The sequence below is a fragment of the Psychrobacter sp. DAB_AL32B genome (genome assembly GCF_002224105.1).
Lineage (GTDB): Bacteria > Pseudomonadota > Gammaproteobacteria > Pseudomonadales > Moraxellaceae > Psychrobacter.
In genome coordinates this window covers 41,319-56,356 of record NZ_NEXU01000072.1, presented here as the reverse complement: position 1 = coordinate 56,356, position 15,038 = coordinate 41,319, and the positions used below count along the sequence as shown (strand labels likewise).

Genomic DNA, 15,038 nt, shown 5'->3' with positions numbered 1-15,038 from the left:
GTAAAGGTAGGCGTATTAATAACGACAATCTAGCCAAACTGCTTTAAGAAGCGCACGTCATTTTGGAAAAATAAACGTAAATCATCGATGCCGTAATACAGCATCGCAAAGCGCTCAATGCCCATACCAAAAGCAAAGCCGGTATATTTTTCGGCATCAATACCGCAGTTGGTCAGCACTTGAGGATGTACCATACCGCAGCCCATAACTTCAAGCCATTTACCATTATCATCCAAGATATCTACTTCAGCAGAAGGCTCAGTGAACGGGAAAAATGACGGACGAAAACGGACGGTCAGCTCTTTGGCAAAAAATGCTTCTAAGAACTCACTAATTAGACCTTTTAGCTCCGCAAAGGTGCTCGATTCTGTGACCATGAGCCCTTCTAGCTGATGAAACATCGGTGAATGGGTTTGATCTGAGTCATTACGATAAACGCGACCTGGACAAATAATACGAATCGGCGGCTCATTCTTTTCCATGGTACGAATTTGCACCGGACTGGTATGAGTGCGTAGTAGATAATGCGCATCGAAATAGAAAGTATCGTGCATGGCACGCGCAGGGTGATGCGATGGGATATTAAGCGCTTCAAAGTTATAATAGTCGCTCTCAACCTCAGGACCAGTAGCAACATTAAAACCAGCTTGTATAAAATACTGCTGCATACGCTGAGTAATCATCGTCACTGGGTGCAAATGACCCTTTTGACCACCGCGAGCAGGCAAAGTGATATCAATGCTCTCGCTTGCTAGTTTGGCATTTAATGCCGCCACTTCTAGCTGCTGCTGTTGTGATGTCAATGCGTCTTGAATGCGGCTACGTACTTGATGTAACCAACCACCAAAGGTTTTTTTGTCGTCAGCATCTAGTTTACCCATCTGCTTTGACCAGCCGGTTAATGGGCTCTTTTTACCAGTCAGTTGCACACGCAAATCCTGTAATAGACGTGTATCGCTTACTTGTAAGATTAAGGCTTCAGCAGCACTGGTAAATTCAATAAGCTGCGTTTCGTTAAGCTCATTGATCTCTGAGGACAAGGTCGGTAGCGCCGACAAATCGTTGGTAGCAGCAGGGGTAGTCATAAGACGCATCATTCCTGATTTAAACAGATTATTAATTGTAGAGATTTGACCAAATATTGCAAACCATTTACCCATTTATTTTAAAATAATGCTAGTTATATGAATGGCTTGAATATTTAGACGACGATAATTTAGACGAGTATAAGTGTCATTTCACAAAGGTTATATCTATGATCGGTATTTATAGAGTTAGCTGTAAAATACTTTAATATAAAAAAAGCCACCGACCAGCGGTAGCTTCTATTAATATCATACTATTAATTAATATTATCTCTATCCATGTAGATAATCGCTTATGGACAATCAGTTATAAGTAATCACTTATAGAAAATTATTTAAAAAGCAGCATATCTAAATAGAATCGTTAATATTTATGCTAGTTCCGCTTTTGCTTTTTCAACCAATGCTGTGAAAGTCGCTGCATCATGCATAGCGATGTCAGCAAGTACGCGACGATCGATTGCAATGTTAGCTTTTTTCATGCCGTTGATAAAGCGGCTATAGCTTAAGCCGTTTAAGCGTGCACCAGCATTGATACGTGCAATCCAAAGACGACGGAAAGTACGTTTTTTGTTGCGACGGTCACGATAAGCATATTGACCAGCTTTGGTCACTGCTTGTACCGCTACGCGGTAAACACGTGAACGGGCACCGTAGTAGCCTTTTGCGCGTTTTAGGATTTTTTTGTGACGGCGATTTGCCTGTACACCACGTTTTACACGGGCCATAAATTACTCCAAGATTTCTTTAATTAAGCGAGTGACGATGTTATTAAACGATAAACATCGTTGTCAGATTGCAAAGTCAAATATTTTTAATCAAAATATTTTTGATTAAACCCAAATGACGATAGGTTATTAGATGTATGGGCACATACGACGAACTGCTGCTTCGTCAGACTTGTCCACCATCTTTAGACCGCGCAACTGGCGAATACGCTTAGCTGATTTCTTGGTCAAGATATGGCTTTTGAATGCTTGCTTACGCTTGAAGCCATTCGCTGTTTTTTTGAAGCGTTTAGCTGCACCGCTTCTGGTTTTCATCTTAACTTTCATGATGATTTGCCTCTTTGTCTTTGATAGAACCTGGTCGTCAAATAGTTAAAAGCGTATAGTCGCTGTAAAAACAACCACTAAACCTCTATTTGCCTCGAGGTGGGAGGCGCTATTTTAGCAGATAGGTCGCTGTTTTGCCAAGGAAAGTTTTGCGCCCTACTCTTACCTAAATTTCTGTGCAAAAAAAATAGCCTTTAACTCATATTTACGCCCTAAATTTTTATAAACAAAACCCTAAGAAGTACATTTTAAATATTCACAAATAACTTGAGGCTAATTTACAATTATTGATTTATCAAAATTTAGCTCAGGTATAATTGGCGCTTATTTACTTATGTAATGAATATTAAATAAAGTGAATATCATTAGAGTGGTTATATTAAAATATTGAATGTCAGTCTCAGCTATGTTTAAGTAGAGATTGTATTTCGATAGAGCTTGCACTTAGCGCATAATGACTGCTGACTGCAGCTATTTAACCATCCTTTTACTACTTTCTACTGATAATAAGACAGATAAATTATGACTTTACCTGCTTGGCTGACTGCCGTAAGTTTTAATGCTGATGGCTTGATTCCTGCAATTGCCCAAGACTTGCAGTCAGGACGTATTTTGATGATGGCTTGGATGAATGCCGAAGCATTACAATTGACTGCGCAAACACAAACGGCGGTTTATTTTTCGCGTTCGCGTGCTAAATTATGGCATAAAGGCGAGTCATCAGGACATACTCAGCAAGTGCATGATATTCGTTTGGATTGCGATGCCGATGTGATTGTGCTTAGCGTCACTCAGGCTGGTGGTATCGCTTGTCATACGGGTCGCGAATCTTGTTTTTATCAACGTTTAGATTTGTCTGGGCAAACGCCTGCATGGCAAACAGTCGATAAAGTATTAAAAGATCCGGCAGAAATTTATAAATCTGATACAGCCGTCAGCGCTACTCATCAAGATACCGTTATTGATACAGATGCTGATAACGTTAACAAAGCTCCTAATATTATTGCAAACTCTAATAGCCAAGTTAAAGTTGCGACCCATTCTATTTTACAGCAGCTTGATAAGGTATTAGCAGAGCGCAAACAAGCAGATGCTGATAGCTCTTATGTGGCAAGCTTATACGCCAAAGGTTTGAATAAAATATTAGAGAAAGTTGGTGAAGAAAGCACCGAAAGTATTATTGCGGCTAAAGACTTTGCCAATTGCGATGAAAACCTCAACAAAACGCAATATGATGACGCGCGCCATGAACTCATCTATGAAGTGGCGGACGTTTGGTTTCATACCTTAGTTGGACTGGCATGGTTTGATATAGAATCGGATACGGTATTAAATGAGCTAGGACGACGTTTTGGCTTATCAGGTATTGATGAAAAAGCGGCTCGATAGCCTTTATAAGTTCGATAGCATTATTAATCTCAATAATGTGGGCAGTGGTTATAAGCCACTGCCCTGTTTGATTATTGTTGCTTTCACCTTTTTGTCACAAGTGCAGGTTATAATATAACTCTGTTTTACTTCGCATTGTATGTCGAAGCTTTTTATTGAGTATAACGATATTCGATAAACCCAAAGTAGGCATACAAAGACTGAAAACCAAGACATAAGGATACCTTTATGGGTAGTTTTTCTATTACGCATTGGCTGATTTTATTGGTGGTAGTGGTGGTCGTATTTGGCACCTCGAAGCTTAGAAATGCTGGCAAAGATTTGGGCGGTGCCGTCAAAGGCTTTAAAGAAGCGGTCAAAGACGAAAATACCGAGCATGCTAAGAAGCACGTAGTCCTTGATCATGATGGCAATGCGCGACCAACAAACCATGCGACAACGAATAAAGTGGACGATGCTAACATCAACTCCACTACTGATGATAACCACAAGGTGTAATGCGTGCTGCATCTAGATAGTGATATTTAACGCTTATGTTTGATATTGGGTTTTCTGAATTATTGCTTTTTGGCGTCATCGCCTTAATTGTCTTGGGGCCAGAAAAGCTGCCCCAAGCGGCGCGTACGGCTGGGCAATGGTATGCCAAAATTCGCCGTACGGTCTCTACGCTACAGTCTGAAATAGAAGCTGAGCTCGACTTAGCTGAGACTCGGCAGCAAATGCAAAAAGAGCTGGCCAAAATTCGCCAAACTGAAGCCGAGATGAGACGCGAAATGGCCGAGATGCGCGGCAGTATGCAAGAGTTTGAATCTTCGCAAAACCAGCATTTAAAAACCACGCATAATGCCGTAGCTGATGAAGAGTATGGCGCCAATAATGAAGACAAGAATAATAAAGACGCCAATGATAAAGAAAAGAGTAATAACAGTGATCAAAGCAATCATGAGTCAGCCACGCCAAAAACATTTGACTACAGCTATCAGCAAAATGACCAGTCAAAAGTGTCTGATGACAATTTAAAAACTGACTCCAATGATATCAAAGACAATTCAGATCAAATCGCTCAAATTATCACCACCAAACCGTGGGAAAATATGTGGTTCCGCCTTGGTACTTATGATAAAGCGCGGCGCTTGCCTACAGCGCCCTATTTACCGAACTATAAAGCAGATATTTTATTAAACAGTGGTTTAGATAGCCCTTTAAACAACCATTTAAATAAACAGTCTTCTGCCAACAAGCAGGAGAGTAAATAGTGGGTTTATTTAAACGTCAAAAAAGCCGCCAAGAAAAGCTGACAGACTCAGCCATTGAAACCGAGACAGAGTCGGAAAATAGTAATGATTCGGGCGACATATTAAGCTCATTGGCTGATATGCCTATCACTGAGCATTTAATTGAGTTACGCGTCCATCTAATTAAAATATGCGTTGCTGTGCTGGTGATATTTTTAGCGTTAGTCGGATTTTCACGTGAGTTGTATGATTTTTTATCGGACCCCTTGGTTGCCCAGTTACCTGCCAACTCAACGATGATTGCCACAGATATCACTTCAAACTTTATGGCACCAATACGCTTAACGATATTTGTAGCCGCATTCTTTGCTATGCCTTATATCCTGTATCAAATTTGGTCGTTTGTAGCTCCAGGCTTATATAAAAAAGAGAAAAAAGTCGCTATTCCAGTACTGCTGTCCTCTATATTTTTATTTTATTCTGGGGTGGCTTTTGCTTATTTTATTGTACTCAAAGGCGTCCTAAAATTCTTTATCATGTTCGCGCCGCAGAACGTCTTGCCAATGACAGACATCGATAGTTATCTGAGCTTTGCGCTCAAGCTATTTATGGTATTTGGCTTAACTTTTGAGATTCCAGTCGTCACTTTACTGTTGATATTGGTCGGCATCGTCTCCATTCAGGGCTTAGAAGATAAACGTCGTTACATTATTGTCGGCTGTTTTGCCGTTGCTGCCGTCGTCACTCCGCCTGACGGCGTGTCGATGCTAATGCTGGCTATTCCCATGTGGTTGTTATTTGAGCTGGGTTTATTTTTAGCGAAAATTTTAATTAAAGAGGATCGCAATACTGCTTTAGCGGCAGTAAATAAAGAATTGAACAAGGAATAAATTTCCTTATTAGAAATTTTTTCAAAAAAACACCCAACCATATAATCTGGTAATATGACTCACCGTACATTGAGTTCTATGTGCATTTTTTTCTAAATGAATTGTCGCTTAACGTATTTTTATCATCGTCGTTTACAGTCATAAGTATTTTACGATAACGTCCATTATTACTCATCAGCCATTGTCTATGCAGTGGCTTTTTTTACCCCCATTATTTTTGTCCACATTCTAGTCTTTTAGGTAGCTTTGTTATGTCCGCATCTATGCCAGCTTATATGAGCGATCCCACTGATGAGCAGCTAAACGCGCTTAATATGGCGATGGATCATAAGTCATTTAAAGTGGTCGCCTATGCCGGTGCCGGTAAAACGACGACCTTGAAGCTCATCGGTGAGCGCTTGCGTGGACGCGGCTTGTATTTAGCCTTTAACAAAGCCATTGCTAATGATGCGCGCTCAAAGTTTCCGTCACATGTGGACTGTCGTACTTTTCACTCACTTGCCTACCGCCACGTACCCCGAGATATCACTGCTAAACTGTCTTTGCCGCGCTTCTCCCCCAAACGCCTTGGGGATGATTTGGGCTTGCAACCGGTACAAATCCGTCGGCAGATGGATGGGGTAAATAAATATATTACTTTAACTCCAGCAAGATTATCGCGTTTCGTCAGTGATGCCGTAAGCAATTTTTGTAGTACGCATGCCAGCTATCCTGCGCCAAGGCATCTATTATTTCCAAGCTGGCTTGATGCGTCAGACGCCGAGCAGCTACGTGAGATGCTCTACCCTGCCGTAGAGCAGCGCTGGCTACAGTCGATTGATGCACGCCACCCTGCTGGTATTAGTCATGATATTTATCTAAAACTTTGGGCATTGTCAAAACCCAGTATTCCTGCGGATTTTATCTTATTTGATGAAGCACAAGATGCCGATCCCTTAATGATGGGAATTCTGACTCAGCAGCCTCGGCAAGTGATTTATGTGGGCGACGCCCATCAGCAAATTTATGAGTGGCGCGGGGCAGTCAATGCCATGAAACAGCTACCATTGCCACAAACTTTATTGACGCAGTCCTTTCGTTTTGGCGAACCGATTGCCGACATTGCCAATACGCTGTTAAAGGCATTGCAAGAAGATGTACCGCTAAAAGGCAACCCTAAGAAACAGTCTTCTACTGATAAAGGTATGGTACATAGTAAAAAAGATGCCATTCTTTGTCGTACCAATGCCGCTGCTATGTCGCAATTACTGACTGGTCTAAAGCTTGGACATCGGGTAGCGCTACAAGCCGATACTGACCGTATGCTCAAATTCTGTCAGGCAGCCGAAAACCTAAAAAATGGTAAATCGGCCTATGGTGTACCTGAGCTGGCGTATTTTTATAATTGGAGTGATGTACAAGAGTATTCTGAAACCAATGAAGGTAGTGACCTAAAAACGCTGGTCAAATTGGTCGATGATCATGGCACCAATGTATTGAGCCAAGCGGTCAATAGCTTATCCAGTATTGAAAATGCCGATTATGTCATCTCAACGGCACATAAAGCCAAAGGTCTTGAATGGGGCAAAGTACAGTTAGACGATGATTTTTATTATGATGTGACGACCAATGCGGTCAAGATAAATCCAGAAGAATTGCGGTTGCTCTACGTCGCTTGTACGCGCGCGCAAAGCAATTTAGATATTCATAATATTAAAGATTTGATATCAGGGTTGCAGACGGGGAAAAAGGTGATTTTTGGCAATACTTAATTTTAGTTTTTAATATTCTATGTTTATTAGAATTAGAACTAATGGTCACTATTACCTTCTTCTCCATCCCAATAGCGAATATATCTAAAATAACAAAACAATCCAATAACACCAAAAATACACCAGCCAAGCTCAGCCCACCACATAAAAGTATCGCTAATATATCTATTCTCAAAAAGTCCTAAACAATTATGAGTCAAAAAACCATAAGTGCCAGACGCTATAGCGGTAATAGAAGCTAACACAAATATGGTTTTATATCCTATCCATAGTAAATCAGATTCTAGTTTTACTTTTTTTTGTACTTTTATAGTTCTCAGGTTCGCTGAATTAAGAAACAAGAAATGAAAAAGCGTATATGCAATGGTTATCAAACCGAACCCTATTATCCTGCCACCAGTATATAGATAGCTATAAGATGTCGTTGTGACTGAACGACCCATTTCATTAGGGTCTAAAATGTAATAAACACCACCACCAAAAGCGAAAGTAATAAAAAACAAGGCTAAAATATTTTTTTTAACATTACCTTTCCAGAAAATCTGCCTACCTTGCCTCTTATTATAAAAGTGGGCAATCAAATAAAGTGAAATACCAAGCAGGAGCGGCAGCCATATGATTATCATAGTATCTTTTCCCTATCGGTAGCTGAGCAACAACTATCTTAAAAAGCAGTCATTAGACTCAATAAACTCATATGAAATTCTGAAGTAAAGATAATATTCTTATTTATAATCAATGACACAAAATTTAATTTTATAGATGACTTAAACGCGCAGTCTTATTGATTATTCCATACCTATAACCCATAAAGACATAGAATTATCATGCTAGCATAGGATGCTTTGTTAACGATTGAACACAGAACATGAGATAAATGAAAACTTCAAACACCCTATTTAACAATCCCGTCCGCCTCCTCGCCCCAATGGAAGGTTTGACCGATCCTCTTATGCGGCAGATACTGACTCAAATTGCCACAGATTTGGGTCGTCCTTATGATTGGTCGGTCAGCGAGTTTATTCGTGTCACCCAGCATGTTTTGCCTGCGCATGTGTTTTATAAATATGTTCCTGAGCTGCATCATGACGCCAAAACAGCATCTGGTACACCGATTCATATCCAGCTACTAGGAAGCGAAGCACAGCTTATGGCAGAAAATGCTGCTTACGCCTGTGAGCTTGGTGCGCCTGCCATCGATATCAATTTTGGTTGTCCGGCTAAAACCGTCAACAGTCATCGCGGTGGCTCAGTATTGCTTGATGAGCCTAATGTCATGTACGATATTATCAGTGCTGTGCGTCAAGCCGTGCCTGCCCATGTCCCCGTATCAGCAAAGATTCGCTTGGGTTATACCGATAGCAGTCGCATGGATGATATTCGCGGGGCGATTGCTGATAGTGGCGCTGACTGGCTGACTATTCATGCGCGGACGAAAACGCAAGGCTATAAGCCACCAGCCTATTGGGATAAGATCCAAAATTTTAATGCGCTTAGTATTCCGATAATTGCCAATGGTGAAATATGGAACGCGGAGCACGCGCAAAACTGTATGGCGCAAGCAGGGACAGCGCATTTAATGTTAGGTCGCGGCGCCGTCACCCGTCCCGACTTGATTGCACAAGTTGATAATGACAATCGCCAAAATCCAGAAAATACGACAACATTATTATGGCAAGATCTGATTGCTCATCAGATTAAGTTTTTAGAAGGCGCAGCGAAAAGCGAAGTGATATTAGTCGGTCGTTATAAGCAGTGGCTTGGCATGCTGACCAAAGGCTATAGCGAAGCTCAAATATTGTGGGACAGTATTAAACGAGAAAAAAATAAAGCAGCGATTATTCAAGCACTACAAACTAGCGCAAAGTAATAATCGGCTGCTTTTATTATAAAATGATGCCATCAATTAAATACGTTCAGTTAAAAACTAACCCGAATGGCTAAATAAAAGAGCATGAGGCAACAGATAATCGATAATACCCAAAGAATGGAACGAAACATTGCCAAATTGGTAATATATGCCACGCAAAAACCAATACGAATCAGCACGTATAGCCATGCCAATGTATTGACAATCATCTGTGGTACAAAAAATAGCATCGCTACCAACACCGCCGCCAAAAATACTGGCAACGTCTCATAGCTATTTTGCTGAGCAGCATTAGCGCGCGCTGCCATGCCCGTTGTACCTTGTAAAAACTCTCGCGGATGGGCATTGTCAGTCAAGTTAAAGCCGCCGAGCGCTTTTGCAGTTAATGCCATTGCTAATGGCAACAGACTTGCCACTATCATCGCCCAAATGGCGGACGCTGCAGTATCAGAGACCAATCCAAAGAATGAATTCATGAGTATATTCGCCTTTATCCTGCGATAATTTCAAAATCGTGGGTCACATTCACCCCGCCCTGTACCAACATTCGGCTGGCTGAGCAGTATTTTTCTGCAGACAATTTTATGGCCCTTTCTACTTGGCTATCTTTGATATCCTGTCCCTTCACAATAAAGTGCATGTGAATATCGGTATAAACTGCTGGTACAGTCTCGGCACGCTGGGCTGTCAGCTCACAACGTACATCTGTTACTTCTTGACGAGATTTTTGTAAAATCGATACCACATCATAACTGGCACAGCCGCCAAGCCCTAATAAAATCAGCTCCATCGGGCTTGCGCCTTTTTCTTTATCGGCATCGATTTGGACGTTATGACCTGATGGTGATATACCCATAAAGGCTTTGTTTTCTTGCCACGTAACACTTGCTTTTGACTCTGACATTTTGGCGAACCCTTGTTTTAATTGGTAGATAGTTAACCGCGAATAGAATGTTTTTTATTAGCTTATTTCATTAGCCAATTTCATTAACTTAGTATTTTATTATTGATTGAGATAAGCAGAATATGACTAGTGTAACATAAGCTAAAACGAGATTTTATGAAGCATGGTCTTGTACCATTAAGTTAGCATATATGGTGTATCAGCCAGCATAAACGAAGTAAAAACCAACAAACAGAAGTACAAATCCATCAAAATAGTTTGTTGAATAAGTTCACAAAAGTCTGTTTATATCCCCCTATATAATTACTTAATTTTAAATGACTAAACTCGTGAAACATTTTATAGCAAAATACTGTTACACATTTGGCTTGTTTCTTGGTTTAATAACGGTAATGAATCTTATTTTGACCTGATATCGACAACGATCACCCTATAATAATTATGATTGCGGTCAGTGTGTCATGTCAAGATAAGCTGTTTTAAACAATTTAAAAGGTTAAGTCATGATAGATGCAGACGGCTTTCGCGCCAATGTCGGCATCATCTTGGCAAATACACAAGGGCAAGTTCTGTGGGCAAAACGCATTGGTCACAACGCTTGGCAGTTCCCTCAAGGTGGCATCGACCGCGGGGAGACGCCGATGGATGCGATGTATCGCGAGCTCTGGGAAGAGGTCGGTCTACATCCACGTCATGTGGATCTACTGGCGGTCACGCAAGATTGGTTGCGCTACCGCTTGCCAAAGCGCTATGTGCGCCATGGGCAGTATCCTTTGTGTATTGGGCAAAAACAAAAATGGTTTTTGCTACGCTTAGATGAGCCGAACACCCAACATATCCGCTTTGATGAAGGGAAACCAGAATTTGACAACTGGCAATGGGTCAGCTACTGGTATCCACTCGGACAAGTGATTCACTTTAAACGTGGGGTATATCGCCGCGCCTTGCAAGAATTGGTGCCCGAACTACCGCTCAAACAAGAACTTATTATTCCAGAACAAAACAACCATTTGTTGGTGAAATAAGGTCACTGATTGCTTCGACAATTTTAGAATAAAAAACCCCCATATTGATTGTTCATCATCACTATGGGGATTTTTTTATGTTAATTCTGCTCAATGTTTGCATTCACGACTAATAATTTCCGCTTGGATTTTTTTATCTGACGCGCTTTCTTGACGAAGTAAGGTTAGAATACTTTGTGTCCGTGTGCCATAGCTTGGCAATGCTGTAGGAGTAATACCTGTCAAATTTGCACCTTCAATATAAATAGACGACAGTGCTTGTTCTATTTTTATATCGATACCAGTATCGGGGAGATTATCTACTGGCGCGGTGGTATTGTCCGACATGACAGAAAAAGCAGCCTCTTGCCAATACTCATATGCGCTGTTCTCGCTAATTAATGGTAATACCTCTTGGCGTAGCCGACCGCGTAGCCGCTCAGTTTTAAACCAACCTTCTTCTGGCTGACCATTAGAGAAGACGTGCAAGCCTGCATGTAACGGTGTCGGTGCATGACCGCGGTTATTAACGACAACCGCTTGCTTGCTATTACCAATAATAAGGTTAAATCCTGCATAATCTTGTAGGCTTATTTGCCGTGCAAAGTCCATCGGGCTTAAAGTACTGGTTAAAAAATCAGTCACTAATTCACCACGCGAGCGCTCATTATTACTTGCCTGTACACCATCACGAAAGTTCAATACCGCCGCCCAGCGTCCATTTTGTTGATGAAAATTCGTCTGCTGCTGTTGGTGAATGCCCAGCCACGTACCGCCACTTTGCTTATCGCGTCCCGCATAAATAGGCTGATCTATCCATTGATGCAGCAGCTCTGTCGGACGCTGTAAAAACTCATCACGATTGGACAATAAAACCAAAGGTAGCTCATCAAATAACTGCCAAGCAATGGCGACAATACACATAACATTCCTTTATATTGATATTTTCAGCATTTAATTGGTGTTTAATTTTTTATCCGCAGGGTAGCTAATTTGATAGGTCGATTGCAGTACTTTAGATTGCTTACTCGGCAAATCAAACTCCCAAGCAACCATGCCCTTATTATCTTTCCAGTCTTTTTGGCTAATGGCTGGTGTATGCGTCGCGGTTACCTTAATACTGTCATCGCTACTCACCGGTTCCGCACTTAAGACTTGCAAGCGCACGCTGCGATTATGCTGATTGGTAAACTGATAAGCTTGGGTAGTTGTTTTGGTTTGCTGACGATTAAACACGCCTTTATCACCTTGTTTGTTTTCATCAGTGAGCTGTTTGACTAGCAAACTAGGATCAACACCAAAACCAATGCCCTGCTCTTTTAAGCTCTGATAATCATACTGCGACTGTCCAACATAGTTATCGTCGCGGTACAGTTGCAACGAACCGTTAGCCCAAGCTGGTGTCAAGAACGGCGCAGATGCATACCAATAAGCGGCAGCTTCGGCACTGGGTGTACTACGTAACCATAGCTTACTGGTACCCGATTGCTCATCAATAACCGTACGTACCCGCCTGCCATCACTGGGAATACTCACGCGCTGCGGTAGCCGATATTCGGTGATGCCATTTTTATTTTGACTGCTAACCGTAAAGCTGGGTAGCGGCGGCATATCTGCTCCAGACGCGCCGCCATAGCTAGCTCTAGCAGAAACGACGACTGGTGCAGATTCACTTTCCATCATGGGTTGTGCATAGCGAGCCAACTTATCTTGCCGCTCTTCATATAACGACAAACGCTCGACTCTTGGCAGTTGACTGGTTGTCGTTTGATTGGGATTAACGGTACTTAAAATAACGGGTACGTTGTTCCAATTCTCGCCTGTTTGTTGGGCTATGATCGCAGAGGCGGTGATATTAAGCTGCTTACTATCGGTATTTAAGCGTGCTTGATAGGTTGGCTCCCAACTTGCACCGCGTACTTGATAATGCAGTTTAACGCTGCTTGCAGAACGATTAGCGATACGCACACTCACTTGGGTCACGCTATTCTGTGCCGAGGTGGTACTGCCCGCGACCAATTGATTTAGGGCGTCTTTAGCGCGAGCTTCTTGCTTTTGCAGCTCTACAATTTTTTTATTAATACTTGCCGCTTGCGTCTCTAAATCGCGTGCATTATTGGCAAGCGTGCCAGCTGTAGTTATCTGCGTCACTTTAGTCAGATTCTGCAAATAGGCTTTGGTCAAACGCGCTGCTTCTAATTCGGCGCTGATATCGGCTAGATTATTCTGCTGAGTCTGTACGTTAGCATCACCTTGATATTGACATTGCGCTGCTTGTTCACCGCTTAGCGTCTCAATACTAACCTCACCAATATTGACATTACCCAGTGCTTGTACGCTGATACTATCTGGTTCAATAGCAGGCGATAAACAAGAAAAAACCAGCGTCTGCTCACCTGTGCCGCTGATTAGCAAGGCGCGAGTCACACTGGCTAAACCTTGATAAATTGTAATTTGTTCGATACTACTGTTTGCCGCTTGCACGGTTACAGGAACAAAAACCGTTAAGCCTGATGCCACGGTGTATAGCACTGATAATGGCAGTATTTTCAATTTAAAGTTACTATTTAAGGTTAATGCATCAAACTTTGTTTTTAATTGTTTATCGTGCAAAAGTGATCGCGGTGATAAATTAGTGTGCATAATGATTCCTTAGAAATTGATGCGCTTTTTTTCATCTTATCGGTTTTTTTAGTGCTTTGCTATCCATTCACTTATCTGGTTCCATAATTCGCTGCAATAGTCCGCTGCAATAATTCGCTTCAACAACCATAGTGTCGATTAGCGTTAGAAAAAATACCGTGCTGCTGTGATAGCTAACCGTCTTTTATTTTGAACAGACGGTAGTGTTCGTAAGGGTCGAATTTTGCTATTATGACCAGCATTCTATTATTAATAATTATGATGCCTTTATGATAATTCATCCTCAGTACGATCCTGTAGCACTGTCCTTGGGTCCAGTAGAAGTGCACTGGTATGGCCTAATGTATTTGCTGGCATTTGCCGCAGCTTATGGTCTGGCTTGGTATCGCAGCACTAAACGCGATAATTGGACCACCGATATGGTGTCTGATTTGGTCTTTTATGGTGCGCTTGGCGTTATTTTAGGCGGTCGTATTGGCTATGTGTTGTTTTATCAATTCGGCGAGCTGCTACAAAACCCAGCCTACCTATTAAAGGTTTGGGAAGGCGGCATGTCTTTCCACGGCGGCTTTATTGGCGTCATGCTAGGTATGTGGTTCTTTGCGCGCAAATATAAAAAAACCACTTTCCAAGTATTCGATTTTATCGTTCCTTGTGTGCCAACCGGTTTACTATTTGGTCGCATCGGCAACTATATTAACGGTGAGCTATGGGGGCGCGTATCAGACGGTGGCTATAACTGGCTGACCTATTTCCCGCAAGCGGCTGCCTTTGATATGGAGCAATTACAGAGCAATCCACAATTGCAAGAATTGATGATTGAGGTTAATGGTCAATATGTGCTGCCGCGTCACCCCTCGCAGCTATACGAAGCCTTTGCCGAAGGTCTGCTACTATTTATCTTCTTATGGTGGTATTCATCGAAGCCGCGTCCACGTATGGCCGCCTCTGCTGTGTTCTTACTAGGCTACGGTATCAGCCGCTTTATCATCGAATTCTTCCGTCAGCCTGACGTTGACCAAGGATTTGTTTTATTAGGCTGGATGACCAAAGGACAACTATTAAGCGCACCGATGATCATCGCTGGCTTAATCATGCTGATTTATGCTTATAAACGCGGCATCTATGATTGGGGTAAGCAGTCAGCTTATTAAGCTTTATCTTCCTTCAGCATTACCTTAAGAACGATATCAACGATGCGTTTGAACAGCG

16 protein-coding genes are annotated in these 15,038 nt (G+C 41.9%); 8 read left to right on the top strand and 8 right to left on the bottom strand.

Annotation, left to right across the window (positions count from 1 at the left end; all coding sequences use genetic code 11):
* Positions 1–29: 29 nt before the first annotated feature.
* The 3 genes from pheS to rpmI form a co-directional block, all read right to left on the bottom strand.
* Positions 30–1,085, bottom strand: a complete 1,056-nt coding sequence (gene pheS / locus CAN34_RS08655) for a phenylalanine--tRNA ligase subunit alpha (protein WP_089555300.1) — start codon at positions 1,083–1,085, stop codon at positions 30–32.
* A 371-nt stretch (positions 1,086–1,456) separates the two neighbouring features.
* A complete protein-coding gene (gene rplT, locus CAN34_RS08650) occupies positions 1,457–1,813 on the bottom strand; it encodes a 50S ribosomal protein L20 (RefSeq protein ID WP_011281252.1) in 357 nt (118 codons plus the stop codon).
* A gap of 129 nt (positions 1,814–1,942) precedes the next feature.
* On the bottom strand, positions 1,943–2,140 hold the full coding sequence (rpmI, locus tag CAN34_RS08645; protein ID WP_011281253.1) for a 50S ribosomal protein L35: 198 nt from the start codon (positions 2,138–2,140) through the stop codon (positions 1,943–1,945).
* A gap of 522 nt (positions 2,141–2,662) precedes the next feature.
* On the opposite strand from rpmI, the gene hisI reads away from it, so the two are divergent.
* From hisI to CAN34_RS08620, 5 genes are all read left to right on the top strand, one after another.
* Entirely contained in the window at positions 2,663–3,529 is an 867-nt protein-coding gene (gene hisI / locus CAN34_RS08640) for a phosphoribosyl-AMP cyclohydrolase (protein ID WP_089555299.1), read from the top strand.
* Positions 3,530–3,757: 228 nt separating this feature from the next.
* A complete protein-coding gene (gene tatA / locus CAN34_RS08635; RefSeq protein ID WP_079692792.1) occupies positions 3,758–4,027 on the top strand; it encodes a Sec-independent protein translocase subunit TatA in 270 nt (89 codons plus the stop codon).
* A 35-nt stretch (positions 4,028–4,062) separates the two neighbouring features.
* Entirely contained in the window at positions 4,063–4,785 is a 723-nt protein-coding gene (gene tatB, locus CAN34_RS08630; RefSeq protein ID WP_089555298.1) for a Sec-independent protein translocase protein TatB, read from the top strand.
* Positions 4,785–5,654, top strand: coding sequence for a twin-arginine translocase subunit TatC (gene tatC, locus CAN34_RS08625; protein ID WP_089555297.1), 870 nt, complete (start codon positions 4,785–4,787; stop codon positions 5,652–5,654). Before tatB ends, tatC begins: the two co-directional genes overlap by 1 nt.
* A 251-nt stretch (positions 5,655–5,905) precedes the next feature.
* Positions 5,906–7,405 (top strand): UvrD-helicase domain-containing protein, encoded by a 1,500-nt coding sequence (locus CAN34_RS08620; RefSeq protein WP_089555296.1) that lies wholly within the window; start codon positions 5,906–5,908, stop codon positions 7,403–7,405.
* Between the two features lie 38 nt (positions 7,406–7,443).
* Here CAN34_RS08620 and CAN34_RS08615 read toward each other — a convergent pair whose 3' ends face one another.
* Positions 7,444–8,031 (bottom strand): hypothetical protein, encoded by a 588-nt coding sequence (locus tag CAN34_RS08615; protein WP_089555295.1) that lies wholly within the window; start codon positions 8,029–8,031, stop codon positions 7,444–7,446.
* A 251-nt stretch (positions 8,032–8,282) separates the two neighbouring features.
* Here CAN34_RS08615 and CAN34_RS08610 point away from each other — a divergent pair, with 251 nt between their 5' ends.
* Positions 8,283–9,275: a tRNA-dihydrouridine synthase gene (locus tag CAN34_RS08610; protein WP_089555294.1), complete on the top strand. Its 993-nt coding sequence runs from the start codon at positions 8,283–8,285 to the stop codon at positions 9,273–9,275.
* A gap of 50 nt (positions 9,276–9,325) precedes the next feature.
* Here the strand turns inward: CAN34_RS08610 and CAN34_RS08605 are convergent, their stop codons facing one another.
* Positions 9,326–9,751, bottom strand: a complete 426-nt coding sequence (locus CAN34_RS08605; protein ID WP_089555293.1) for an MAPEG family protein — start codon at positions 9,749–9,751, stop codon at positions 9,326–9,328.
* A gap of 14 nt (positions 9,752–9,765) precedes the next feature.
* Complete coding sequence (locus CAN34_RS08600) at positions 9,766–10,179, bottom strand: OsmC family protein (RefSeq protein WP_089555292.1); 414 nt, start codon at positions 10,177–10,179, stop codon at positions 9,766–9,768.
* A gap of 503 nt (positions 10,180–10,682) precedes the next feature.
* Between CAN34_RS08600 and CAN34_RS08595 the strand changes: the two genes are divergently transcribed.
* Positions 10,683–11,204 carry an RNA pyrophosphohydrolase gene (locus CAN34_RS08595; RefSeq protein WP_089555291.1) on the top strand — a complete coding sequence of 174 codons (522 nt, stop codon included), beginning with the start codon at positions 10,683–10,685 and terminating at the stop codon, positions 11,202–11,204.
* 90 nt (positions 11,205–11,294) lie between these two features.
* On the opposite strand, the gene CAN34_RS08590 is transcribed toward CAN34_RS08595, so the two are convergent.
* Positions 11,295–12,107 carry an NRDE family protein gene (locus tag CAN34_RS08590; protein WP_089555290.1) on the bottom strand — a complete coding sequence of 271 codons (813 nt, stop codon included), beginning with the start codon at positions 12,105–12,107 and terminating at the stop codon, positions 11,295–11,297.
* A gap of 30 nt (positions 12,108–12,137) precedes the next feature.
* Positions 12,138–13,826: a DUF4139 domain-containing protein gene (locus CAN34_RS08585; protein WP_089555289.1), complete on the bottom strand. Its 1,689-nt coding sequence runs from the start codon at positions 13,824–13,826 to the stop codon at positions 12,138–12,140.
* Positions 13,827–14,095: 269 nt separating this feature from the next.
* Between CAN34_RS08585 and lgt the strand changes: the two genes are divergently transcribed.
* On the top strand, positions 14,096–14,980 hold the full coding sequence (gene lgt, locus CAN34_RS08580; protein WP_089555288.1) for a prolipoprotein diacylglyceryl transferase: 885 nt from the start codon (positions 14,096–14,098) through the stop codon (positions 14,978–14,980).
* Positions 14,981–15,038: the final 58 nt, after the last annotated feature.